This is a genomic window from Pantoea sp. AG702 (assembly GCF_003182295.1).
Lineage (GTDB): Bacteria > Pseudomonadota > Gammaproteobacteria > Enterobacterales > Enterobacteriaceae > Pantoea > Pantoea ananatis.
This window is the reverse complement of the sequence record NZ_QGTU01000005.1, coordinates 38,423-61,617: the sequence shown is the minus strand read 5'-3', so window position 1 is coordinate 61,617 and position 23,195 is coordinate 38,423. Positions and strand designations below refer to the sequence as shown.

The 23,195-nt window shown below is 52.2% G+C and carries 17 protein-coding genes; 4 read left to right on the top strand and 13 right to left on the bottom strand.

Annotated features, from left to right (window positions below):
• Positions 1-66: 66 nt before the first annotated feature.
• Positions 67-1,833, bottom strand: a complete 1,767-nt coding sequence (locus DFO57_RS14880; protein WP_072138465.1) for a sensor domain-containing phosphodiesterase — start codon at positions 1,831-1,833, stop codon at positions 67-69.
• A 798-nt stretch (positions 1,834-2,631) separates the two neighbouring features.
• Here DFO57_RS14880 and DFO57_RS14875 point away from each other — a divergent pair.
• Entirely contained in the window at positions 2,632-2,871 is a 240-nt protein-coding gene (locus DFO57_RS14875) for a hypothetical protein (protein WP_014598192.1), read from the top strand.
• A gap of 267 nt (positions 2,872-3,138) precedes the next feature.
• Here the strand turns inward: DFO57_RS14875 and DFO57_RS14870 are convergent, their stop codons facing one another.
• Both DFO57_RS14870 and DFO57_RS14865 read right to left on the bottom strand, forming a co-directional pair.
• A complete protein-coding gene (locus tag DFO57_RS14870; protein WP_105087840.1) occupies positions 3,139-3,909 on the bottom strand; it encodes a DeoR/GlpR family DNA-binding transcription regulator in 771 nt (256 codons plus the stop codon).
• A 495-nt stretch (positions 3,910-4,404) separates the two neighbouring features.
• The gene (locus DFO57_RS14865) at positions 4,405-5,598 is read right to left on the bottom strand and encodes a diguanylate phosphodiesterase (RefSeq protein ID WP_013028050.1); all 1,194 of its coding nucleotides are present in this window, start codon (positions 5,596-5,598) and stop codon (positions 4,405-4,407) included.
• A 689-nt stretch (positions 5,599-6,287) separates the two neighbouring features.
• On the opposite strand from DFO57_RS14865, the gene DFO57_RS14860 reads away from it, so the two are divergent.
• Positions 6,288-8,084, top strand: coding sequence for an EAL domain-containing protein (locus DFO57_RS14860; RefSeq protein ID WP_110015477.1), 1,797 nt, complete (start codon positions 6,288-6,290; stop codon positions 8,082-8,084).
• A gap of 47 nt (positions 8,085-8,131) precedes the next feature.
• Here the strand turns inward: DFO57_RS14860 and DFO57_RS14855 are convergent, their stop codons facing one another.
• The 5 genes from DFO57_RS14855 to DFO57_RS14835 form a co-directional block, all read right to left on the bottom strand.
• Positions 8,132-8,803, bottom strand: a complete 672-nt coding sequence (locus DFO57_RS14855; protein ID WP_014333033.1) for a hypothetical protein — start codon at positions 8,801-8,803, stop codon at positions 8,132-8,134.
• Between the two features lie 260 nt (positions 8,804-9,063).
• A complete protein-coding gene (locus tag DFO57_RS14850; RefSeq protein ID WP_013028047.1) occupies positions 9,064-9,579 on the bottom strand; it encodes a GrpB family protein in 516 nt (171 codons plus the stop codon).
• A gap of 15 nt (positions 9,580-9,594) precedes the next feature.
• Positions 9,595-10,467 carry a 23S rRNA pseudouridine(2604) synthase RluF gene (gene rluF, locus DFO57_RS14845; protein ID WP_014598194.1) on the bottom strand — a complete coding sequence of 291 codons (873 nt, stop codon included), beginning with the start codon at positions 10,465-10,467 and terminating at the stop codon, positions 9,595-9,597.
• A 208-nt stretch (positions 10,468-10,675) separates the two neighbouring features.
• Complete coding sequence (locus DFO57_RS14840; protein WP_110015476.1) at positions 10,676-12,652, bottom strand: autotransporter outer membrane beta-barrel domain-containing protein; 1,977 nt, start codon at positions 12,650-12,652, stop codon at positions 10,676-10,678.
• 289 nt (positions 12,653-12,941) lie between these two features.
• Complete coding sequence (locus tag DFO57_RS14835; RefSeq protein ID WP_014604578.1) at positions 12,942-13,820, bottom strand: MurR/RpiR family transcriptional regulator; 879 nt, start codon at positions 13,818-13,820, stop codon at positions 12,942-12,944.
• A gap of 500 nt (positions 13,821-14,320) precedes the next feature.
• Between DFO57_RS14835 and DFO57_RS14825 the strand changes: the two genes are divergently transcribed.
• The gene (locus DFO57_RS14825) at positions 14,321-16,450 is read left to right on the top strand and encodes a TonB-dependent siderophore receptor (RefSeq protein WP_110015515.1); all 2,130 of its coding nucleotides are present in this window, start codon (positions 14,321-14,323) and stop codon (positions 16,448-16,450) included.
• The gene (locus DFO57_RS14820; RefSeq protein ID WP_014333024.1) at positions 16,437-17,573 is read left to right on the top strand and encodes an ABC transporter substrate-binding protein; all 1,137 of its coding nucleotides are present in this window, start codon (positions 16,437-16,439) and stop codon (positions 17,571-17,573) included. The genes DFO57_RS14825 and DFO57_RS14820 overlap by 14 nt, the downstream gene beginning before the upstream one ends.
• A 55-nt stretch (positions 17,574-17,628) precedes the next feature.
• Here DFO57_RS14820 and DFO57_RS14815 read toward each other — a convergent pair whose 3' ends face one another.
• The 5 genes from DFO57_RS14815 to DFO57_RS14795 are packed head-to-tail and all read right to left on the bottom strand — an operon-like array spanning position 17,629 to position 23,009.
• Positions 17,629-18,600, bottom strand: coding sequence for an XdhC family protein (locus DFO57_RS14815; RefSeq protein WP_014333023.1), 972 nt, complete (start codon positions 18,598-18,600; stop codon positions 17,629-17,631).
• Positions 18,597-19,196, bottom strand: a complete 600-nt coding sequence (locus tag DFO57_RS14810; protein WP_013028040.1) for an NTP transferase domain-containing protein — start codon at positions 19,194-19,196, stop codon at positions 18,597-18,599. The genes DFO57_RS14815 and DFO57_RS14810 overlap by 4 nt, the downstream gene beginning before the upstream one ends.
• Positions 19,197-19,198: 2 nt before the next feature.
• A complete protein-coding gene (locus DFO57_RS14805; RefSeq protein ID WP_014333022.1) occupies positions 19,199-21,535 on the bottom strand; it encodes a xanthine dehydrogenase family protein molybdopterin-binding subunit in 2,337 nt (778 codons plus the stop codon).
• Positions 21,532-22,524, bottom strand: coding sequence for a xanthine dehydrogenase family protein subunit M (locus DFO57_RS14800; protein ID WP_013028038.1), 993 nt, complete (start codon positions 22,522-22,524; stop codon positions 21,532-21,534). The genes DFO57_RS14805 and DFO57_RS14800 overlap by 4 nt, the downstream gene beginning before the upstream one ends.
• Positions 22,521-23,009: a (2Fe-2S)-binding protein gene (locus tag DFO57_RS14795; RefSeq protein WP_024471490.1), complete on the bottom strand. Its 489-nt coding sequence runs from the start codon at positions 23,007-23,009 to the stop codon at positions 22,521-22,523. Before DFO57_RS14795 ends, DFO57_RS14800 begins: the two co-directional genes overlap by 4 nt.
• Positions 23,010-23,195 lie beyond the last annotated feature (186 nt).

Here is a 23,195-nt window from a genome sequence, read left to right as displayed (position 1 = left end):
TGGCAAAACCCCCTGAAGCAGGCTGTCCTGCTTTTCAGGCGACACTGACTGTCGCCTTCAGGGCATTTACTTCTGCAGCAACCAGTGTTCGATATCGCTGGCCGGGAGCGGCTTCGAAAAGAAGTAACCCTGTATCTGGTCACAACCGTATTGCTTCAGCAAACTCAACGTGGCTTCAGTTTCAACGCCTTCTGCCAGTACCGTATAGTTCAGCTCTTTCAACATCATGATAATACTCCGCACGATGATTCTTGACGCATGATCGCCATCCATTCGGCCAATTAAAGACATATCGACCTTAATGACATCTAGCGGTATTTCCTGCAGATAACTGATATTACTGTAGCCCGTACCGAAGTCGTCCAGTGAAATAACAAATCCCTGAGCTTTAAGCGCCTCCAGCCCGTTAATGGCGATATCACTCTCCGTAATGAGCTCGTTTTCCAGACACTCAATGCCCAGTAGTGCTGTCGGCAAGGCTGCCGCCTGCATTTTACTGGCTAAGCCAGAAGCAAACTCTGGTCTGGAAAAGTCACGTTCGCTGACGTTCACGGATACCGGGATAAGTTCAAACTCGTTTTTCCATTGCTTAAGCTGAATAATGACGCGATCGATAACCCAGTCAGTGAGGACAGAAATCAGGTTGGTTTTAATGGCCAGCGGTATAAAGTCGGCCGGAAACAGTTCGCCTCTCTCCGGGTGGTGCCAGCGGATCAAAGCCTCAAGCCCTACGGTTTTTCCCGTTTTTAAACAGACCTTTGGCTGATAAGCGAGGTACAGGCCTTCATCTTTTTTAAGCGCCTGAGCCAGATCGTTCATAATCAAAAAATCTTCAGTGCGACGCGAATCATAAGCATGATCGAACGTCATGGCGCCCATGTTTTGATGGATACATTCGTGTAATGCACTGACCGCCTGGCGCACCACTTCATTCGCATCGATGTCGCGGGAAACAAACTCTGTCTCACCCGTATAAACGTCAATATCAATCGTAATGTTATCCGCTAAATCTGCTTTAAGGCTGGTTAATACCTCAACGGTGCTTTGCGCATTATAACCACCAAGATAAGGTTGTATTAACGCAAACCGGCCGGGCGCAAATGAATACAGCATGTCATCTGACTGCAGTTGAAGACGAACACCGACCAGTCCGGCAATTTGTCTGAGCAGGTTTTCTACCGGCGCAATGCCAAAAGTACGGGATAACTCATACGCCTGTGGAATATCAAGACAGTCGATGAGGATCAGGCGAAAACGACGATCGGGATTATTGACGGCCAACTGCTGCATGTCGCGAATAAGTCGGGGCCGGTTGGGTAAAAGCGTGATCAGGTCCGTGAAACTGGCAAGATTCCAGGCATCCAGAAAAGAACTAACCAGTTTTGCCAGCGACTTTAAGGTGTCCAGTTGCTCATCACTAAACGTATGAGGCTTTGTGTCGGTCACGCAAAGCGTGCCTAAAACCAGCCCTTCCAGATTAGATAACGACACGCCTGCATAAAACCGAATGTGCGGCTCACCCTCAACAAGTGGATGAAAGGTAAAGCGGTTATCCTGTAATGTGTCCTGCACAACGAGCTGTCCGTCACCGTCAATCACGTGACGACAAAGGGAAACTTCTCGTGCGGATTCTTTAAGATTGAAATTACGGGAAACCTTAATATATTGATTTTTATCATCAATAATAGAAATAAAACTGCCTGAAATGCCCAGTACCTGCGCGGCAAGATGAACAAACTTTTCCAGCACCTCATCCCTGGTGACATCAGGTGACAAAAGTGCTTTAACCGCTTTGAGACGATTTTCGTCATTGCCACTTTGATTATTGTGCACAACAGCCTCCCCTTGTGCGGGTGCAAAAACGCAGAAACTAATTTAGCCTAAATTTAAATATTTAGCGCCCTGTTAAAGGACGATTTATCGCAAACAAGGGCTATGCGAGACTGTATAACATGACCGGAACTTTTTTCTAAGATTTTTAACGAGAAACCGCGCCGTCAGCCTCGCGCCTGGCGTTGTCAGCTATGTCGATATCACACATGACTGCAAGCCAAAGTGAAGCAATCGAATAAACGACCTGATTATTCCGGGCATATTTATCATTCACCTCATCAAAAGCGCAGCTGCCTGCCTGAATAACCGCAGGCTATAACATGAAATGCGTTCAGCTGTTGCGTTTACCGCTCTTTCAGCGATCTCTTCAGATCGTTTTGTGTAACGCGTTACCGCCTCCTTATCTGGGCCTGACGGGGCGGAAGCGAAAATGGCGGCTCATGCACAAGCGTAAAACGCGCGCTACCCTGTTGCTGAAGCCAACAACACCAACCGCGATCATATGGCTATAAATAGTCAAGATGTCGCAGGCCAGCTGTCGCGTCTTTTCTGTCTGATTTATCGACGCATAAGGTAACGCCTGTCCTGCTGCCCTTTCCTTTCTTCTGCTCGGCTGTCAACAGGCCTTCGAAATCTGTCCTTCCCGTAGTAAGCTACGCCCTACAGCCAATATGGGTCATGTCCATTGAGCGTTGAGCAATGACGAAAGCTGACGGTAACCCGTTTGACTATAATTAACAGATTTAAAACCCCTGCCAGATGGCTTCGTTTATGGGCTGGGTGTTCAGGAATGGAAGTATGCTGACTGAAGAACAGTTGAATCACATTGTCACCCACCCCGACGACGTTTCTCATCAGGTTGTGGCAATGGCAAAAGAGTTACTGGCCTACCGGGCCGCTTTCGCGCGGCCCTATGCAGTCATAGAACCTTTGGGGATGACCTACATCGGCGATGAAAATGCAGCCATGGTCTGGCACCCAAAACATGGTGAAGACGGCGATACACGCTTGTATCTCAAACCCCTGATAGACGAGTAACGCTCGCTGGCGGGATAACGGTTGCGTGACCCAGGCGCGTATTTTATCAGCCGGTTCAGCGATGTCGTGTTCTGGCGCCAACCCTGGTACCTGCCTGACGCATCTATCCTGTCGCAAACCCTTAACCCTTTCTCAGCCGCGCGCTCCTCTGGGCAAATCTTGATGCCATGCCCGGGCAATAATCTGTGCCACGCGGTTAACGCGCTGTTCCGCCACGCACTCATCCGCACCCGATGGGTCTGCAACACCGCCATAGGCAACGGCGTGTTACACGGGTTCCGCGATCGTCAGCGCAGGGAGTGGGTTTGACAGCAACCTTTGCCGGATCTCATTATCCAGGTTGTCATCGGTGACAATATCCGTAAGCTCCTTCAAATGCACCACGTTGAACAGCGACCATGCGCCGTATTTTGAGCTGTCTGCCAGTAAAATTCGGCGCTGGGCGTTCCTGATCAGGTCCCGTTTGAGCGCGGCCTTTTCTTCTGTAGGCGACGTCACGCCCTTAACCCCATCCCATCCGTTACCGCTCAGGAAGGCAATGTCCGGATGAATATTATTAAGCAGTTTGCGCCCGTGGTCACCAATGCACGACTGGCTGCTTTCATCAATGCGACCGCCAATAATTGTCACTTCAATCTGTTTGAACTCAGACAAAAACAGCGCGATATGGAGATCGTTGGTGATCACACGCAAAGGCATATGGGTAATCTGTCGCGCCAGCTCAAACATGGTAGTACCGGCGTCCAGTATCACCGCATCACCGGCTTTGATGAAACTGGCCGCAACGCGGGCAATCGCGTGTTTCTCAGCCAGATTGCGCGACGACTTTTCCAGCGTCGTGGGCTGAGAAGGGATAAACCGGTTCAGGGTAACGCCGCCATGCGTGCGACTGACGACACCTTCGTGATCGAGTTTAATCAGATCGCGTCTTATGGTCGCAGGTGACGCACCGGTCACCGTAACAAGCTGTTCAACCGTGACCAGATTGTTGCCTTTAAGATAGTTCATGATCGATTCTAAGCGACTGTTTTCTTTCATGTTATGTGTACCTGAACAGGTTTTTATTTTCCGTAATGCAGCCATGATCGCAAACTGTGCTTTTTGTGTCCAGGTAATCTCTGGAAAGGTGATTAACTCAGCTCACTGGTGAGTAATACCGCTTTATGCGCCCGCCTCCTGACCACCCTGCTCAGACTGTTCAGACTGTTCAGGGAAAATCGTTTTAATTTCTCTGACGAAAAGTGGAGACATTAAATATTGTCGCGGAGTACGAGGAATCGTTATTCATCCCTTTCGCAACAGCACACCAGCACTCTTGCTGGCTGCCTGACGATTAACAATGACTCGCGATAGAAGATAGCGGATCGGTAAAAATGGCAATATTCAGGCTGAATTCAAAATGCGTAGCAGGAGAGAAGGATAATACAGGGCGGGTACGTAGAGCATAAGTGGAATAACAGCAGCGTTCCGTGCTGCCAGGAATAGATTACCGATAAACGTTCAGACTATGATGTTATAACGGCATGAGCATACTTACATTGCGTCACGATATTCTGGCCAGGCAACCGCATCGGACTGCCCCGAATCTGGCGACGCAAACAGACTGCCCTGAAAGTTGATCACGCCCGCGGCTTCCAGCCACATCCACTCTTCCGCTTTCACGATGCCTGCGGCAATTACCGTGATTTCTAATGCTGAACAGCATTTGATGATCGCCTGAACAACTGCCTGTTTCGGGCCGCTTCGATGAACATCCGTGGTGATACTGGAATCAATACGAATGCGATCGGGCTGAATGTGGGTCAGCAATGACAATCCTGCCGAGCCCGCACCGAAGTTATCAACGGACAGGCTGATACCGGCGGCTTTAAGCTCCCTGACAGCCACGGAAAACGCTTCCAGCCGTGAAATAACTTCGGTTTCACTGACGCCAATGACCACCTGCTCCGGCACCAGACCTGAGGCGTTGATGGTTGCAACAATTCTGGCAACGGCGTCCGGCACGACCACCAGCGTCATAGGAAGCAGGCTGACATACAGGGTCATTTCATCCGGACAGGCCCTGCCTGCCATCTCGAAAGCTTTAATCACGGCATCGAGGTCGGCATCATGTAACTTTTTATCCGACCCGTTGGGATCGCTGCCGCTGTGGCGCGTATCCGTAATCGCCTCAATAGCCGTCACCTGCCTGGCAAGGGGATCAACAACCGGTCGGAAGGTGATACCCGAAGGAGAGGATTTTGCCGCGCTTGAGGCAGGCGCTTCAGGAATGAATTCCCAGTATTCTGACGGTAATACCTCGTAGTAGTTTTCTTTTTCACGCGCTTCTACGAAGGTACGCAGGAACTGCAGCGCTCTGTCAGCATAGGTCAGCTGATATTTGGAGGTGCCTTTATCGAGAACCGCCTGAAGCACGGTTGAACGATCGTGTTCACGCAAATCGAACAACTCCATTCCGGCGTTACCGAAGCGACGGGATGGCGCGTAGTCACGCATCAGTTCTACCACGTTGTGATGTCGGCGATCGGCACAGATACGTTGGTAAATAGCAAGAACGCCCTCTTCCGGGCCTTCCAGCAACTGGAAGAAATGTGTGCCATTAAACAACAAAATGCCTGTCACTTCATGGGAAGCATTAAGTATGCTGGCATCATCCACCATTCCTGGAAGCGTCTTAACAGGAACGTCATCCGAAATGTGGCTGCGGTAAATAATGGTGGTCAGCAAAGGGCAGCTCCAACGTCGTCGTGATTGTAGAAGATAGCTTATCAGTTATTGTCCAAACATGCAGGTATCGGTTCGCGAACAGGCACAATAATTTACATTAATATACTACGGTGACGACGCTTCATCGCGGCACGATCCGGATTAATCTTGTGGCGTCGTGAAACCTATTCATTAAGGTTATTTATTTAAAAATGCCTATTCACCGTAAAGATCCCGACATGGCTTATTGGTTGACTTTAACGCCTCGTTACCGCCCGCCATTGAGACAAGATAATGCCTTGTATTAGCTGACATTGCAGACGTAACCATTGAGTGCCATCCCGTCAGGCGGGGTAATGCACAACGCATAAATGACATAAGACCCGGCATGTATACATTAAAAAAAACGAACAATACCTGAAATTTAATTTAAGGCTGAATGATAAAATAAAAGTGAATCGTTTGATTAAAATGGCCGCACTATTATTTATAATATTTCAGCGTCAAACTTTTTAACCAAAAAACAACGCCAAAATACGGATACAATTTGCATTAAGTAAAAAGACATGAAAACTTTATAATTCCTACACTCACTCTCCACAAGAAATAAATTAATTGCTTTTGCCTTTTATATTGATTGGGTTTTATTTCCAGCATTTGTCGTACACTCTTTTTTTGCAGTTCTATTCAGCAAACGGGCAGGAGCGGGAATGTCTATGGAATACACTAAAAAGGAACCTCACCGCACCAGTGAAAAAAATGCACTCAGCGTTTCCGATCGCGGCCGGGATGAAGGTCTGAAGAAATTTCTGCGTCTGGCCAGCCAGCTGCTGGGCACCCATGGAAGTTATATTACCGTCCTGACCGATGAACAGCATATTGTTCGCGCCAGTTATAATATTGAGCTGCAAGATTCATCTCGCGAGCAGGCCTTGTGCCGGCACGTGGTCGAAGGCGGCGCAACGGTCGTTGTCACGGATACCTGCCGTGATGCACGTTTTGCTCATCATCCGTTAATAACGCATGCGCCTTTCATCCGCTTTTATGTCGGCACGCCGCTAAAAAACAAAAATGGCCTGATGCTGGGGACGCTGTGCGTAACGGATACGGTACCGCGCCCTTTCGACAACCAGCAAAAAAATATCTTTGAATCCCTGGCAGCGTTAGTTATCGCATTCCTTGACGCCTGGCACTCTGCGGCTTTTGTCGAACCGGTTACTGGCCTGGCGAATCGGGAACGTCTTGTTCGTGATATACAGCTCCTTGCTAATCTGAACGACACGGCTTTTCGCCGTCTGGTGCTGATTGACTGTATCGATATGTCACGCGCGTTCGAATTATCCCGATCGTTAGGTATGGCATCGCTGGAGTCGTTGCTTAAAGATGTGGCGACGCTTCTGCCTTTACGCCTTCGACCAATCAGTGGCGGCATGCTTTATACTATCGCCACCGGGCGTTTTGCGATTTTAACCCATACTGACAGCCACATCAGTGCGCGCTGGGTGGTCGAGCGTCTTAATGGAATCAGTGCTGATGTCGGTGATGGTCTGACTATGGCCCTGACCACCTGCGTCGGGCAAACAGATTTTGTTGCCGGTGATGCCCCCGCCCATGAGGTTCTCCGACGAGCAGTCAATGCGCTGGAATATGAGAGTGACCAAAAGGTCTCGCCGTTTCGTCTTGATGAATTAAGCGATTCAGGCTGTGCGCCAGATTTTACCCTGATGAGCGAACTGGCAGAAGCCTTACGACACAATCACGGTTTATATTTAGTTTTCCAGCCCAAGGTATGCCTGAAAAGCGGCAAACCTGTGGGCCTTGAAGCACAGATGCGCTGGCACCATCCGTTGCGCGGCGACCTGCCGGCAGATAATTTTGTCACGCTGGCTGAGGGAACAGAGCTGGACAAACAGCTCACAGCCTGGCTGGTCGACCGCGCTATTTGCCGCCTTAAGCGTCTCCGGCATCACCCTATTCAGTTACCTGTAACGATAAGTCTTCACGAGCGAGATGTTGCTGACGTCGCTTTTGCAGAAAAGCTGGCGGAGAAAATGCTAAAGGCAGGGCTGCCGGTCTCACTGCTCATCATCAAGATAGTGAAAACGGAGCATATCATTGACAGTCCGGCCGCCATGCTGGGGCTGGAAATGCTCAGACGTCTGGGATTCAGTATGTCGTGGGAGGATGCCGCTAAAGGCTATAGCAAAATACGCTACCTTCGCCAAAGCCCGCCTGTCATCATCAAGCTTAATAACGTCCTGGCAAACGCGATCAATGCAAAAATCACTTCACGTCTGATAGCGCACAGTATTTTTAGCACCTTAAAAGAGTTTAATACGATCGTCTTAGCGGATGAAACCGGTTTTCCCGCTGCGACGTCACCCCTTGCCGCTCCCCCGCAAGATAATGATGTCGCATATGAATATTTCAATATCAAGCCCATGGCCGAAACTGAACTGGATGCCTGGCTGCGTTGGAAGTTACCTGGCGAGCCTTCCGGACACTAACGGTTTACCCTTCTGAACGGATTGCGAGGAGAGGTCTGGCCGATTGTTTATTTCTTTGCCAAATAACGTTTATTGTCACGCGCCTGAATACGCGCTTCCACGGGCGAGGGAAAAATATAATTATACAGGTCACGATACAGGCTCAAATGCTTGATCACGCCTTCACGAATGGTTTTTGTCATATCATTCACTAAAAAGTCACAGGTAGTCTGAAAACTTCCCATTTTAAAAAAGGCTTTATCAAAAACCGTGACTGTTCCTTCCCATTTCATCAGGTACTCATCTCGCGTCGCATCGTGGCTGGCAATAAACAGACCTTTATGGGATTTAACACCGTGGTTGCCAACATACGTCACCGGAGAATCATAACCGCGCTTGCTGCGCCAGCGGCAAAATTCATAAGGAACATCATAATGCGGCAAAATAAAATCGGGGCAGCGAAAGTGCGCGTCGCTTAATAAGCCATCGAGCGTGACAGAAAAATGCAAAAAATCCTGCATGAAATCGAACTGCCGCGTTTTAGTATATTCAACATGGATGTTGAAATTACCGGATAATACGTACCAGTAATTAGTAAATCCATTGACCAGAATACAAAAAACCTGCCAGTCACTGAGACGACGATCCCCCGCTAACCCTCTGAAACGACTGATCATCAACCTTGATTTTGGATGCTGATACGCTTTAAGTAACGGATCATTCATACCTTTCAGTAACATCAGGCCCACTCCTTAGTAATTTGGCTTATCCTGCCATGTCGTTTTCATCCTGAAAAGGTGGCGTCTTCTGATTATGCGGCCTGAGGCACTGGCCTGACGCTTTCTCGCACGCATCGGCTGTTCCCACATGCTTTATCTCATCGTTTCAGGCACTTTCGGCAAACGCCAGTACGCGCTTGCTGCTGAGTGAAAAAGTGTAGAGGGCAGAAACAAAATTCCAGAAAAGTTGCGGGTAATTGAGAACGAGGCTGTGGAAGAAATCAGAAGGGAAAGAGCGCCAAAGCGCGTTGCTGATGAAACTGAATAAAATCATGTTTTAATGCGCAATAGATCTTCATATCGCCCTGGCAGGCACGTTGTGCGGCGTATTTGACCGCAGCATATTCATGGCGAATCGCGGGAAAGTGTCGCAAATAATCCCGAAACGCCAGGTGCCGTATGATATGCGGACTCCCCGGGAGAAAAGCATGAATCTGGTGGGTCCGCGCCTGAACACCTTTAGTAAAATAGCGCCTTCCCGGAATACCGTTTTCTCCGCGCGGTTGATAGCCTGCCTGTATTAGCCCAGACTCTGCTGTTGGCGCATCAGGATTCATCACTTCTGCCAGAATATCGATGACAGGTTTGGCTGATAACCCTTCAACAGCCGTACTGCCAATGTGGTGGATAGCCACAAGATGCTCACCCAATGCCGCCGCGATAACGGCAGCTTCGGTAGAAAAGTGATCCGCCCATTCGGGCCGGTATTCACGGATAATCAAAGGGAAACGATTCATTGATGCGCATCCGTTCTAGCGCCCTTTTTTCTTACGACCCGGCTGGGTAAAGCGCTTGCGTGACGCCGGTTTATCCTCTGACTTTTCGCCCTGTTTAACGGCATTTTTTGCCGGTTTCTTTGCCGCCGGACTCTTCTGTGGTGTTTTCTTCGCTGGCTTGTCTTCTGAAGAGGAATTTTCGAGTAACTTAAACAGTTCAACCCGTTCATCATCCGTGAGATCGCGCCATTCTCCTAAAGGGATCCCTTTAAGATTGACGTTCATGATGCGCGTGCGTTCAAGCTTAGTCACTTCATAGCCAAAGTGTTTGCACATGCGACGGATTTGCCGGTTAAGCCCCTGAACCAGCGTAATACGAAACACGTAAGGCGCTTCTTTCTTTACTTTGCATTTTTTGGTTACCGTACCCAACATGGGAACACCTGACGCCATGCCCGCGATGAATTCGTCGGTAACAGGCTTATCGACGGTCACCACATATTCCTTTTCGTGGTTGTTGCCGGCACGCAAAATTTTATTGACCAGATCGCCATGGTTGGTCAGGAAAATTAGGCCCTGAGAATCTTTATCAAGCCGACCAATAGGGAAAACGCGCTTGCTGTGATTGACAAAATCACTGATGTTATCGCGCTCGCCTTCTTCCATAGTGGTAATAATGCCGGTTGGCTTGTTCAGCGCAATCAGCACCAAATCATCTTCATCACGTGGCTCAATTAACTGACCATTCACTTTTACGACATCGCCTGCAAAGACCTGGGCACCTACCGCCGCGCGCTTGCCATTGATGAAAACGTTGCCTTGTTCGATAAAGCGATCGGCATCGCGGCGGGAGCATATTCCGCTCTCACTGATGTATTTATTGAGCCGTGTAGATGATTGGGTCAGCATGGTTCCTCCAAAAACGCGCACTATACCTTACCGAAACCCGCTTGCGAAGCGGGATCCGTCAAACTTTCTGAGCCGTTCACCCTCCCTCAGCCAGGTAACGATTTATCTCGTGGCGATGACCTCAGGACACAGGCCGGGGTATCCGGCAGTCCAGCGCCCGGGTTCATGAGCAAGCAAACTTTTATCGCGTCCCTGCGACGACATCCTCTTAAAAACGAGCGCTCAGGCCCAGGTTCCATGTGACGTCGCGATAATCACGGTCACCCACTACCGTCGAAACAGCGGCAAATGCGGTCACCGCCTCGCCCAAGGGCACATTGGCGCCAACGGCCATATCCACCCAGTCTTTATCCTGGCCGGCGCTGGTGCGCCGGAAGGTGGTGCGGGTAGATTTTAACCCCGCGCTCACGGCTGAGTCGGTGTCGCCAAACTGGTGGTTATAGCTGACCTGCGCCCAGGGGTTTATCCATAATCCTTGGGTGTCGATACGCCAGCCCGCTGCGCCAATCTGTGAGTGCCGCGTTTGATCGGAGAAACGCATGGCGCTGCTGCTGTCGCCCCGTTCCTGATAAGCATCTGCCTGCACGTAGTCCAGTGCATAGCTGGCTACCGGACCGGTAGTGATGACCTCGCCTAACGGTAAATCCCAGCCTGTCTGGACGCGCAGCCCCATCAGTTTACCCCCGCTGCTTCCCTGCTCCGTTCGCGTTGCAGGTCCAAGTTTTATCCGCCGTTCTATTGCGTCGTAATCCAGATCCGCATAGTGGACGTCGGCGTTAAGCCAGAGCCGATCCATCAGCTGCAGCTGGCTCCAGAGCGCAACCATATTGCCACGCAGTCGGTAATCATACCGATAAGAGGGATGCTGGCGTTGACTGGCGGTCGACAGCAATGCACCGGCCTGCCAGTTATCGCTCAGTTGATAACCGATGCCCACAGACAGGTTGGCGGTATCGGTGTCGCCATCATTGAAAACATCGTTTTTATTGCGGGCATGCTGACCGGCATAACCGCCAAATACGGTGAACTGACCGGCCTCAGTAGGTTGCTTGCGCTGCTGCTGAAGATGACCATCCAGTGTGTTGTGCATGTCATGCAGCATGGCGAGTGGGGCCTGCGTCAGCACCGCAACCTGCGCGGGTGCATCCAGAATCGACTGAATGTAGTCGGCAATGATGGCATGTACCGCCGGACTGGGATGAAGGCGATCGGCGAACAGATAATTTTGCTGGGACGAAAAACCTGCTGTTGATGAGGTACAGTCAACGGAGGAGGTTCCGGGCGGACAGGCCATGCCTGCGGTATTACTCAATCCATAAACCGCGGGGTTGTCGATGACTTCACTAAAGAGCCCATTAATATCAACCCGGACGATATTTCCCTGGGTATTTGCCAGCGCGTTTTCCTCCAGCTGATTGTACCGCGCCGTCAAGGCTGCCGCCTGAGCGCTCAGCTGTTGCCAGGCGGCGAATAACTGCTGTGCAATCAGATCGCGAACCGCCGGGACACCGGAGAGTTGTCCGGCTGCCTGATTGAACGCAGCCTGAATAGCCTGCTGTCTGGCGGCACTGTTGGGCGTTGCGGCAGCATCCAGTGACTGAAAGGCAGCGGACACGGCTGCGGCACTAAACGGCTGAAGAATCGCCTCGATCAGTGCGGGCGTGGCGCCTACGTTAGGGACTGTCGGCACAATCACGGTGCCTGCGCCAGCATTGAGCAGCGCTTTCACCTGACTGGCGGCCGCACCGGCACTGTTGTCAATGAGGGTGGTTGCCAGCGGAGGAAGCGCAACGGCTGCGGCCAGGTCGTTACCGCCTATCCAGTGAATATATAATCCGTTGGGATCGGCCCGACCGTTGGTCGATGCGAGGTAACGCGCCACCTGATCCTGAGTATTAAACTGCGGATTAATAGCGGGTACGGCAACGGCCCCGCCTGCCGCGTAGTTGCTGCCGCCCTGGGAAGAAGGCTGGAGCGTAAGCCCTGCCTGCCGCGCAAGGATTTCGTCATACAGCGGATTGGTTGCAGAATTATAGGTAAACCGACCCACATTTCCGGTATCGCTCAGGCTGTCACCGAATACGGTAAGACTGTCCCATGCCATGGCCGGCAGCGGTGTTGTCAGGGCACTCACCGTGGCCAGCGCCACTAAGGATACAGGAAACCACACACGCGCTCTCTTCATCATTTGCTCCGCTCAGGGATGTAACAAGGATGGATAAATCGAAGAACAGCAAATAACATCACGGCTCAGTAATAGCCATTGAGAGTGAAAGGCTCCAGGTGAAAGCTGGGGTGCGCTCGCAAAAACGAAAACTTTTTTTAAAATTCCGAAAAGTGCCAGCCACAGCCGCACCTGAGCCCGGAGCGCGAAAAACGTGCCCGGCGAGGCCAGGACGGAGGCAATGTCGTCAACCCTGGCGGCCGTGGACAGGCCTCATCAGGTTGGAGCTGTGTGACACCCAACGAAGGCGCTATTTTTTAGCCGCAGGCTTAAGCCCGCGGTAAAGGTCCTGCAGTCTTTTCATGGTTTTCACGGTGCGGTCAGGCAGGGAGGAGGCAACCGACAAAATCATCATCTCCAGGCAAACCATTACGGTGCCATGGAGCGGAATTCGCCCCTTCTCTCCACCGCGTGGAACGTTGATTACCACATCCGCTTCGCGGGCAAAAAAGGAGTCAGTGGCATTCGTGAGTAAAATAATGGGCACGCCGAGTCTTTTGGCTTCACGCACCACGATGCTTCCCTCACGGTGGGCAGACTTCTGCGCCATCATGATCAGCACATCGCCGCGCTGCAAGGCCAGCATTTGCTCCGCCAGCGCTATCCCTGCCCGATTAAGTGAGAATGACGCCAGGCCGATTCGGTTTAACAGGCGGGCGCTGTAGTCCGCAAGGATGCCTGAGGCATTGATGCCAAAAATGGCAACCTGACGGGCTTCGATCATCAATCCGGTAGCCTCGGCCAGCGCCTGACGGTTTTGTTCAGAGGATAAAACATGGCAGGCATGAAGGTGCCCCTGCAAAACAAAGTCTATTGACGAGGTGACATCACGCGTTACGTCGTTGACCGTGGTTGTCATCTTCTCCTCTGACGACATGCCAGGGCCGAACCAGGCCTGCAGCACTTTTTTCAGATCGCGTAAGCCCGAAAACCCCAGCGCCTGGATTGCGCGGATAACGGTGGCGTCAGAGGTATGATTGGCGTCAGCAATATCCATCGCCGTGCTGTCAAGCACCGTTTCCCGGTTGCTATTGATGTAATGCGCGACAGCCAGAAGGCGTGGAGAGAGTTGATGCTCACGTGACCGGATACGCTCACCCACGATATCAACGCGGCTTTTAGTCTGCATTGCGATGATCGTCCGCCTTATCATTTTCACTAGTAAACATGTGATGTTATTCCCGCACGTATTGATCCTGAAGCGACATGAGTGCCGGAAACCTGAATGCAGGAGGCCCCAATAAGCCGGATAAAGGATAATGTTTCTCATTTCCCGCCTGCAGATAATGGCCCTGCACAATGTAGTCAGCAAGCAATTTCATCGCCCACAGGATCCTTATCCTGGGACAGCTTACGCGTTCACTCGCCCATCATGAATTAAAAAAATCATTAAATTCAATATATAAAGCCCTTCACGCACCGCTTTCACTGCATGCCAGGTAACATTTCAGAATGTAGTGAAAACCCTCTCTTTTCTGTTTACTACTACATCAGCCAATGATTGAATGATTATCAATTACAAAAAAGCGAGGGCGAGGTGATGAGGTCATCTGCCCGTCGCTGAATAAATACACGCAATACACAGGGTTATTCCCTTTATTTCTGTCATTGATGATCAGCGAAAAAATAATGAAAAAACGTTCCAACGAGATTAAAAACCTGGGGATCCAGCAGGCAGTCATGCTGGCGATGTGTTCTGGCGCGCTGCTTGCCTCGGGTAAAGGCCTGGCGGCGGTCAGTGATAATACGGTGACGGTAACCAGTGACGCAGAGCGTCACGATGGCTACACCATCCCCACCACCAGCGTGGCCAGCAAAGCCCCGGTGGCACGTCTGGATGAGGCACAGTCTGTCAGTACCGTGACACAACAACAGCTTGATGACTACCAGGCCAGCAGCCTGAGTGATGCAATGCGTTTTGTCAGTGGCGTGTCTGAAGCAAACACCCTGGCAGGCACGGAAGATGGCTTTGTGCGGCGCGGTTTTGGGAGTAATTCTGATGGGTCTGTTTATCGCGACGGCATCCGCAGCAGCCAGGGACTCAATCTGGATGCCACCACGGAACGCGTCGAGGTGCTAAAGGGTTCGGCTTCGTTACTCTACGGTATTCAGAATCCCGGTGGGATCATCAACGTGATCAGCAAAAAGCCGCAATATTCCTGGCACTCAGCGGTCAGTGGCCGCTACGCAAGCGAAGGCGGCGGTGCCGGTACGCTGGATGTTACGGGCCCACTGGGCAACGGCGTTGCCTTCAGGCTCATCGCGGAAAAACAACGCCAGGATTACTGGCGTAACTTTGGCAGTGATGAACACTCGCTGCTGGCTCCCTCTCTTCAATGGTATGGGGAGAAGGCCAGCCTGTTAATCAGTTACAGCGATTATCGTTATGATATTCCCTACGATCGCGGCACCGCGTTTATCAACGGCTCACCCCTCTCACTGCCCTACAAACAGCGGCTGGACGATAAAGCCAATCATGCCTGGGGACGCAATCAGGCGCTGAACGCCCATTATGACTGGCAGTTCAACGACAGCTGGAGCACGCGCCTGACGCTTGGCTGGAATCAGCGCCGTTATGACAATAATGAGGTGCGGGTAACGGCCATTGATCCTGCCAGCGGCGTTGTCACCCGGCGCGCGGATGCCAATCGCGGCTTTAATCAAAAAACCAAATACGTTTCCTGGGATGTTCTGGGCAATCCGGAACTTTTTGGCATGACGCATGCGCTGGTGTTTGGCACCGATTATGAAATGAACCAAACCTATCGGGCGCATCAGTATCAGGGCAAGAATGACAGGCGCTTCAACTATTTCAATCCGGTTTATGACATGTTTTCTCCCGTCACCGACAGCACGACAGAGAATACGGCGAATGCCAACAACTTAAACCGTATCCACAGCCGCTCGGTTTATGTCAAAGACAGCATTTCGCTGACATCCGACTGGATCGCCGTCGTGGGCGGGCGTTACCAACATTATGAGCAACGGGCTTCAAAAGGTTTTAACCCGGTCGTTCAGACACTGGATGATGAAGGGAATAAATTCCTGCCGCAGGCCGGGCTGATTTATAAAATCACGCCAGATATTTCGCTCTACACCAGCATAAGTAAATCCTTTACCCCGTCAACCGATGTTGATGATGCGGGCAATGTGAGTCAACCCGAACAGGGAACGACATGGGAAGCAGGGAGCAAATGGCAAATCACCCCACGCCTTTTCGCCTCGGTCGCCTTCTACAACATTGATGAAAGGCAGATGTCGTTGAGCATTAACGGCACCACCCGCCCTATTAACAAGGCGCGGTCTCAAGGGGTTGAGCTTGAGGTTAATGGTGAAGTGGCGCCCGACTGGGACATCAGTGCCAATTACAGTTATGACAATGCCGAAATCGTCGATGACAGAATTAATCCGGCCAACAACGGCCATCGCCTTCAGAATGCACCTGAACATGCCGGGGCGCTTTACCTGAGTCACAACCTGGTGATACGCAGTTTACCCGGTGATTTTCGTGTAGGTGGTGGCGCACGCTATGTTGGCAGTCGCGCCGGCGATCCGGATAACAGCTTCTCTTTGCCGGATTACGTTGTCGCTGACGGCTTTATTGCCTGGAACAATCAGCTACTGGGTAAAAAAACGCAGTTAAGACTGAATCTTAATAACCTGTTTAACAAACACTACTACACGTCGAGCGGCGGTAACCTGCGCGTACGTGAAGGTGAAACCCGTAACCTGATGGTGCAAGCCCGTGTTGAATTCTAATCCCTGCAAAACAATCTGGCGGCTCCTGCTCCTGCTGCTCTCCATGACAGTCAGCAGCGTCGCCTGGGGCAAGACGATTACTGATATTAATGGCGATCGGGTTGATATTCCCGATCGTCCTCAGCGTATTGTTCTTGGCGAAAGCAGAATGTTGTACACCTTCGCCATGCTGGAACCCGGCAATCCGTTCAAAAGGCTGGTCGGCTGGCCACAGGATCTGAAGAAGTATGACCGGCAAACATGGAATATTTTCGCGCACAAATTTCCAGAGATGCTCAACATACCGGCGTTAGGTTTTGATGGAATAAATGATATTAATCCTGAACAGGTGATTGCGTTAAAACCAGACGTGGTGATCCTGCCCGAGTTCGCCCGCAGCAGTGATGCCGGGCAACGGCTGGAAAAGGCGTTGAAAGCGGCGAACATTCCCGTGGTTAAAATCGATTTGCGGGTCCATTTACTGCAAAACACCACGCGGAGTGTTGCCATCCTTGGGGATGTACTGGATCAGCCACAGCGTGCATCGGCGTTCAACCAGTTTTATCAGCAACATATGCAGGTTATTCAGCAGCGCCTTGCCCGTTATCAAGGCCCTAAACCTACCGTGCTGTTACAGCTCCACCTGGGCCGCCGCAATGAATGTTGCGTCACCGCTGTGAATGGCAGTCTCGGCGAGGTGTTGTCGCTGGCAGGGGGAGATAACATTGCCGGTAAAACCCTGGCTGGCGTTTTTGGCCGACTGAATGAAGAAGCCGTGATTGTCGCGCATCCGGATTTTTATTTTGCGACAGGTAGCGGAGACAGCGGCGATTCATCGGATCTGAAGATCGGTCCCGCCATCAGTTCGGCTGAAACACGCGCGTCCCTGATCCAGCTGACTGCGCAACAAAATGGCCTTAAGCAGCTTCGGGCCCTTCATAACGGTCATGCTGCCGCGCTGTGGCACAACTTTTATCTCAGCCCGTGGCACGTTGCGGCAGCGGAATTTTTTGCTAAAACCCTTTATCCGGATCGGTTTAAAGACGTTGATCCGGAACACACCCTGCAGCAGATATTCACCACGTTCCTGCCTGTTCCCTATTCAGGAACCTACTTTTATTCGCTGGAGAAAGCATCGCCTTAAAGCGCGGTCTGGCGGCAGACTGAACATCGCGCCGCCAGAACCGGCTGGTATAGTATCAGTGTTGGTTTTTGACCCTTACGATATCGGCCATCACTGATAACGCTATCTCCGCAGGCGTTTTACTGCCAATGGCCAAACCTATCGGTGCCTGAATCCTGGCCAGCTCATCCTCAGCCAATCCGGCTATCGTCGTTAAGCGTGCCTTACGCTTAGCGCTGTTTTTTACCGATCCCATGATGCCGATATAAAAAGCGTGCGTATTGACCGCTTCCATCATGGTTAACTCATCAATACGGGGATCGTGTGTTAACGACACAATGGCAACAGCAGCATGGGCACCGTTTAACTCCAGCCAGCGCGCAGGATGCTGCGGCACAATCGTCACGTTGTCTTCACCCGAAAAATGACGCTCCAGTTCACTTAACATTGCCGAACGGTGCTCACAGACGCGCACATGAAAACCCAGAAGCTGGCCAAGACGAATGCATTCAAACGCAACCGTGGAATACCCTGCCACCAACAGTTCAGGAATCGCGCCGACTGGCAACACGATGTCGGGGTCCTGATAGCTAAGCACGGGTAACGCGGCCGACGTTGCAACCCTCTCCCACGATGCGCGCTCGCCCACGGACAACTTTTTGATCATCCGGGTTTGGCCGATAAGCGCCTGATGCATCGCACTTAACAACGCGCCGCTGAGCATGTCAGGAAGCAGATGTTCCACCAGCACGTCCAGACGGCCGCCACAAGGCAACTGCACCCGGGTTTGCCGTCCGCCATCACCATATCGGACAACCTGGCTGCTTATCCGGTAATGCCCTTCCGCCAGACGTGCCAGGAAATCTTCTTCGATGCAGCCGCCAGAAAGCGAGCCACAGCAATCACCGCAGGCGTTAATCGCCATCATTGTCCCCGGCGCGCGTGGGGACGAACCCCAGGTGCGAAGCACGGTGCACAGCCAAATCGCCTGTCCCGCCTGATGCCAGTTCAAGGCCGTTTCGATAACCCGCTGATCCAGCGTAATCATGAGCTGCTCCTTACTCGCAGTAGGTCTTCCGGGTAATCAATATCCTCCAGGCAGCCCCGATCGCTGAGCGGCACATAGCGGATTTGCTGGTTTAACAGCAAATGTTGTGCCCCCGTATCGCCTGAAAGCTGTTGCAGCGCGGGAAAAAATGCTCGCTGGAAGCCAACCGGATGGCCTGGCTGTCCTTTGACCCACGGGCGTACAAGCGGTGAAGCATGCAACGCCTGCTCCACCGCCTGATAGCTGTCAGTCGTGACAAAAGGCATATCGCCGAGCGCGATAATGACGGCATCATAGTCCAGGCAGGCGCTGACGCCTGCTGCTATGGAATCTCCCAGCCCCTGACTGACACAGAAAACAGCACGCACGTTGTCCAGCAGCACATGAATAGCCTTATCTTCCGGGCGCGTCACAACAATTATATCCATACCGCTTGCCCTTGCCTGTTCCAGCGAATGCCGGAGGACGGCTTTTCCTTGCAGTACCGCCAGCAGTTTATGCTGGCCGCTTGCCTGTCGAAACCGGCGGCTCATCCCCGCCGCCGTGAGCACAATCGCCGTCTTCACATCCGCCTTCCCGGCAACCTCGCTACCCATATTTAAAGGATTTTATCCAGCGTGATGGGTAAATCCCTGACGCGCTTACCGGTCGCGTGATAAACCGCATTGCTGATAGCCGCAGCCACGCCCACGATGCCCAGTTCACCGACCGTTTTCCCGCCCATGCTCGTGGCCTGATAATCAGGTTCACCGACATCAATGGTGGTGATCTCGGGAATATCCGCATTCACTGGAATCAGATAATCGGCAAGATTATTGTTAATCACCCGACCATTACGCGGATCGATAATGCCGCCTTCGAGTAATGCCTGACCTACCCCCATGATCATGCCGCCCACCCACTGACTTCGGGCGAGTTTAGGATTATAAAGTCGGCCACTGTCGAAGGCCGCGACCATACGTTTCAACCGTATGGTGCCAAAGTCTTCGTCCACCCGCACCTCAACAAACTGTGCGCTCCAGCTGTGTGCCGAGACCGTATCCGGTCGGCTCATTTCATTCAGGCTACCGGTAACGCTGTCCCGTTCCTGCGCAGACATGTTCGGTGAAAACGTGCCGCCTTCAACGCTGAGCCCATTAAGGTTAGCCAGCTTAAGCAGCGCCCCCAAATCAATGGCCTGAGACGGTTTAGCCGTGAGATGGATGCCACCCTGGGCCAGAGTGAGTTGGTCATGCGAAATGCCGGCAAGAGGGGAACCTGAGGTCTGGCTGGCCAACGCCAGTAAACGGGCGCGCAGCTTTTTCGCGGTATCGTCTACGGCAGCGGTCAGATTCCCTGCCAGCTGGGAGCCGCCCGCAACGCCAGCCCGGGGCAGTTGCGTATCGCCTAATTCAACATCAATGCGCTGTGAATCAACGCCCAGAATATCTGCGGCGGTTTGCGCCAGTATGGTGTAAGTGCCGGTACCAATATCCGCTCCTGCGCACTGCACAACGAACTGACCTTGCGGAGAAAGCAGGATTTTAGCTTCCGCTGGCATGGTGTTGACCGGGTAGGTCCCCGAGGCCATTCCCCAGCCAATCAGTTCGCGTCCTTCACGCATCGATCGGGGCGCCATGACGCGTTTATCCCAACCAAACGCCTCAGCCCCTTTTTGGTAGGCCTCTTTAAGCCGACGTGAACTCCAGGGAAGATCTTTTTGGTAATCACGATCGGCCCAGTTAAGTAGCCGAAAAGCCAGGGGATCAAGATCCAGTGCGTAAGCCATCTCATCCATCGCCACTTCAAGACCGAACGCGCTGGGGTTTTCACCCGGTGCGCGCATCCAGCCAGGCGTCACCGTATTAATAGGTCTGACCTGATGTTGGGCAGAGAGGTTTTCGATGGCATACATGCGGCCAGTGACCTTGCTGCAGTTTTCGGCGAACACGTCAATAAGTGATGTCTCACTAAAACTGCGCAGGATAACGGACTGAATCTTTCCTTCCCGCGTCGCCCCCATTTCCAGCTGTTGTGAGGTTGCCGGACGTCCGCCCAAACCCGTGAAGGTTTGCGGTCGCGTCAGTGACACACGAACCGGACGATTGAGCGTGCGCGAGGCCACACAGGCCAGCGCAACATGTGTGTAAGGCACGGGCTTAGAACCGAAGCCGCCCCCCACATAGGGCGAAATGATACGCACCTGTTTGGGTGAGATGCCCATCCATTCCGCAATTTCGACCTGGGCGCCCATCACCCACTGGCTGGGTTCCCAGACGGTCATATGATCGTTCTCCCATTGTGCAATACAGCCATGGGGTTCCATGGGCATATTGTATTCACGCGGGGTCGTGTAGCGCTGATTGATGCGGACTTCAGACTGGTTCATGGCGCTCTGCGCATCACCCATCTCAATATCCTGAGGTGGGAGCGGCTTGGGTTCCACCCCTTCATCTGTCGGTGATATCAGCGCAGGCGTGGTATCATAGTCAATCTCTACCAGCGAAGCTGCGTAAGTTGCCTGTTCGAAGGTTTCGGCCACCACCAGGCCAATGTTCTGACCGTTGTGAATAATCACGTCATCCTGGATCGGCGTGTAGGTTGTCTGCGCGGCGCCCCCGTCAGCGATTGCCGTCGGCTGATGAATTTTCAGTGAATTGAGATGCGTATAAACGGCAATAACACCCGCTGCGCTTTCTGCTTTAGTGGTATCCATGTGTCTGATGCGACCGCTGGCGACGGTGGACTGGATGACCACGCCGTGCACAGCATTCTCGGGTGTATGTTCGATCGCGTAACGCGCTTTTCCTGTCACTTTAACCTCACCATCACCCCGGGTGCGCGGCGTTCCCAGTCCTGACAGGCTTGCGGGTGCGCGGCGATAGCGTTCGTTGTGATCGCCTGTGGAATCCACGGCGTTCCCACTGTGAAGCAGGTCGTTTTGGTCATGGGTCATACGATTTCTCCTGCCGCCATCAAGGCGCGTGCGATTACCCGCGGTGTAAGCTGTATTTTATGCGCATTCCCGGAGAGCGCCTGTGTTTCCTGGTTAATCAGCTCTGCAGCCTCATACAGCGTTTGGTGCTCAAAAGGCTGTCCTGTCAGTGCCTGTTCAATGCGGCGCGCGCGCCAGGGTTTTGTTGCCACACCACCTAAAGCAATATGGACCGTTTCGATCATTCCCTGATTAAGCGTGAGTCCAACGGCTGCACTGGCGCTGGCGAATTCGTAGGAGGTGCGATCGCGGACTTTTAAATAGTGAGACTGCTTAAGCGCCGGGGAGCATGGGATCTCAATGGCTACGATGATTTCATCCGCCAGCAACGCATGTTCATGATGGGGTGTATCACCTGGCAGAAGAAAGAAATCTTCAATCTGAATGCGTCGGCTCTGCTGCTGGCTGTTTTGCACCACAACCGTTGCATCGAATGCCGTCAGAGCGACCGCCAGGTCGCCGGGATAAACCGCCACACAGTGGTCGCTGTTTCCCAGAATAGCGTGGTTGGTATTCACACCATGCCGCGCAGCGCAGCCGGAGCCAGGCACGCGTTTATTGCACGCAGAGAAGGTGGCCGGATCGCGATAATACGCGCAGCGTGTGCGCTGGCATAAATTGCCGCCGATAGTAGCCATGTTGCGAATCTGAGGCGACGCCGCCTGCCATAAGCTGCCGTACAAAGCCGGCGCCTCGCGTTCACAGGCCGGATGATTCGCCAGCTCACTCATAGTGACCAGAGCGCCAATGGTGATGTTATCCTGACCAAAATCAATCGCAGACAAGTTGGGTAATCCAGCGATATCAGTGAGCCGGGACGGCGTAAAGACACCACATTTCATTAAATCGAGTTGTGTCGTCCCACCCGCGATAAGATGATTTTGGGGATGTTGTTTGGCGCCAGCAGCATCCTCAACGGACTGCGCAACCTGCCAGTGAAATTCATTCATCGTGCCTCCTCCGCCATTTCCGCCGCGGCCTGTTTAATGGCATCAAGAATGAAAGGATAAGCACCGCAGCGGCAGAGGTTGCCACTCATATATTCCCGAATTTCGTCGTCAGAACCGGTATGGCCTTCTTTGATACAAGCCACCGCAGACATAATCTGACCTGGCGTACAGTAGCCGCACTGGAAACCATCATGCTCAATAAAACAGCGTTGCACCGGGTGCAGTTCACCCGAGGACTGTTCCAGACCTTCAATTGTGGTCACGGCTTTACCTTGCGTCTGCACGGCCAGTGTCAGACAACTCAGTACCCGCTGCTCGTTTACCAGTACGGTACAGGCACCGCACTGCCCCTGATCGCACCCTTTCTTGGTACCGGTCAGGTTAAGATGATCGCGCAGCGCATCTAATAAGGTTACGCGAGGATCGATGCTGATCTGTCGGGTCTGACCATTGACCTGCATCGTTAACGGTATTGTTTCTGACATTGTCTTTTTCCCATGGTTGCAGGGCCGGTTAGGTGATCGGTTACTTATACATAACGGGCGAGATAAGAACGGGGAAAGCTGGATAACCCTGATGTTTACATGCGTATGTACGTCATTAGGTTTAGCACTTATTTTCAGGGTAAGAGGTAAAAAGACGACGATTGCGTTAATTAACACGGCTGGTCG